Raw genomic sequence first — 2,621 nt, 5'->3', positions numbered from 1 at the left:
ATAAAAGCCGTATCAATTCATTTTGATGCGGTTTTTATGTATTAAGGCTTGCATTTTTACACGTTTTGTGTAATATACTTTAACATTTAAAATGTATAAGTTTCCAGTTGCAAACAAAAGCCGTGTCTTTAAAGGATACGGCTTTTTTGTTAATTATTGCATATTTCCATAGATTTGCTCTCTTAAGCAAGCTAATCCTTTGGAAGTGATTTTAGTTGATGGTACGGTTTTTTCTGTACCATCATTTTTTTGAATAGTAATGGCTGTGCAATCCATAAGACCTTTTTGGATTTTATCTTGATAAGGCAATAATGGACCGCTTGGCACTCTTTTGTAAACCCAACCATATCTACGCAAGTAATCTGATAAATCCTTAGGCCTTACTTCCAATATTTTTGCAGCATCTATAATACCAAACAAGCCGTCGGAACGTTTTAAACCATCAAGAGCTATTGCTTTTGGTTTGAGTGTATTCACTTCGTTTCTTAAGTTTTCTATTTGTGTAACACTTTCTAAAAGCAGTTTCTTAACAAAGAGAGGGTTTTCTAAAGCACTTGCTAAATCTGTTTTCTTTTCTAATTCCTGCCACCGGTCAATTATTTTTGCACGCAAGGTAGTGCTGTAACCCGAAACGAGGATTAGGCATTCACGTTTTGGAAGGTTGTAACAAGGGCGGGGTTTTCCTTGCTCATCAACATAAGTGCTTAAAAATTTAGCCGGCTCAAATTTGAGCTCGCTAAATATTTGCTTGATATCACGCATAACATTCTTATGCTGCTTACCACATAACTCTGCAATTTCAACACTAGACATAGTTTGAATGCTATCATCTATGTTGATTTGATTTACGTTTGTTAAATTTGTTTGATTTGTGTTAATTAAATATTGTGACATGATACTGTCTCCTGTGAAAAATGATAGGTTTCTATTGACACACAATAAAGAATGCCGGGCGCTAGAAACACAGTTCACAGCCTGTTGTTACGCTTTTCCCTCATAAGGGTATTGTATGGCATAACCACACCCGACAATCCCCTCTTATATGCTATAAAGCATATCTGAGTCAAAACTTTATAATTTGCGGAAGAGAGATTGATTATAACCCCATCCGCTGAGAACTTTAGCGTTTCTAGCACTTACTGATTCGTTTAACAAAGTGATTCGATTGTTGTCAATATGTATTTTACTATTTTTTAACTTTTTTTCATTTCGATACTTATCTTATTGAATCTAAAGTTAAAAAGCAGGCGCCCCCGCCACGCCCGTGTGTTATTTAAGCAGCCTCATTTAGGCTATGCACATTATCAAAAATAGGATTATAAATTTTTAGCAATGAAACTATTGATTCAATTGGTTCAGATTGACCGAACTCTGTCATAATTGCTAAGATTTTTGTAAAATTTGGAATTTCGTTTTGTAATTTAAAAAACAAGACTTTCTCAAGAGCAGCCATAAGTTCCACTAAAGAAACGTGATAGTTATCTTCAGTATCAATATCAAAATCAATATCATCGCTATTTGCTTCTTTACACACTGCCAGCCACAAATCACATAAGAAATCAGTGGTTATTTTGATATCGTTTTTTTCTTTAGAATGCATTTTAACACCTAGTTATTTAGAGTTTTTAATTGACAGCCCATAAGGGCGCCGGGCGCTAAAAACACGGTAACTAGTCCGTTGCTTATACTTTTCCCTCGCGAAGGGTATTGTATGGTATAAGCACACCCGACACAAATCATCATACGCTATTCAAAGCATAAAAGACAGCCAGTATTTTAAAGAAATGGGAGAAACCTTTTCGTGGTTTATCCGCTAGTTATCGTGGTTTTTAATCACTTGCCAACCTTAATAAACGAACTTTTCTTTAAAGTCAATACGTATTTTTTATTTTTTTCACTTTTTTTCATTTTGATACCTACCTAATTGAATACCAAGTGCTTTCTCTAGTTCGTTGTCTATATCATCATAAGTTTTCACTGCTTTAACTGTACGTTTTTTGATTTCCCTATTCACCTCGTCTATCAACGCTTCACAACTCAAAACGCTTTTCGGAATACCACCCCCATATATCCAAGCTTTCACTTGCGCCTTGGTACTGTAATCAACATTCTCAGGCATCTCATGATACTGACCACCGTCAAATTCTTCATATTCTCTTGATCCATCTTCGTATTCATAGAGATTGTAAAAATACTCTGCTACCCCTAATCCCCATGGTGCATATCCAACCGCTGTTGCAACGAACTTTTTTTGCATAGGCTGTTTACGTTTTTTTAAAAACATTTGGTTTAATATCCCCTATCTAAATCCATAACTTTACCAATGGGTTTATTTGCCTCAAAATGGACCGTACAGAAGCGTTTTTAATTTCAATGTGGTTTTTATCACAAAATATTTAAATCGCTCTGTACGGTGCCTTTCTGTCAATTTAAACGCATATATATTCTCAAAATCATCAGCAAACTTCACTACTTTGCTGTTTATCCTTCAATGCTTTTAAATGCGATTTCATGACTGATGCTTCCGAAAAAAGCTCTATTTCTGATCCATAAGTGTCTTTAAGCGTAGATCGCTGTTGCAAGTTGATTGAAGCTTTCTGAAAGGTTATTTGCGAAATTGT

3 protein-coding genes are annotated in these 2,621 nt (G+C 35.1%); all 3 read right to left on the bottom strand.

Translation table 11 applies throughout. The features are described 5' to 3' along the window. Positions 1-153 precede the first annotated feature (153 nt). The 3 genes from ACFILZ_RS09520 to ACFILZ_RS09510 all read right to left on the bottom strand — a co-directional run bounded on the left by ACFILZ_RS09520 (position 154) and on the right by ACFILZ_RS09510 (position 2,284). The gene (locus tag ACFILZ_RS09520; protein WP_375611020.1) at positions 154-894 is read right to left on the bottom strand and encodes a Rha family transcriptional regulator; all 741 of its coding nucleotides are present in this window, start codon (positions 892-894) and stop codon (positions 154-156) included. A gap of 379 nt (positions 895-1,273) precedes the next feature. Next, positions 1,274-1,600 (bottom strand): hypothetical protein, encoded by a 327-nt coding sequence (locus tag ACFILZ_RS09515; protein ID WP_375611021.1) that lies wholly within the window; start codon positions 1,598-1,600, stop codon positions 1,274-1,276. A 294-nt stretch (positions 1,601-1,894) separates the two neighbouring features. Continuing rightward, a complete protein-coding gene (locus tag ACFILZ_RS09510) occupies positions 1,895-2,284 on the bottom strand; it encodes a hypothetical protein (protein WP_375611022.1) in 390 nt (129 codons plus the stop codon). Between the last annotated feature and the right edge of the window lie 337 nt (positions 2,285-2,621).

The sequence above is a fragment of the Bartonella sp. AP40SXNS genome, from assembly GCF_042195825.1.
Lineage (GTDB): Bacteria > Pseudomonadota > Alphaproteobacteria > Rhizobiales > Rhizobiaceae > Bartonella.
Note: the sequence above shows the minus strand (reverse complement) of the source record. Positions and strands in the feature narration are given on the sequence as shown.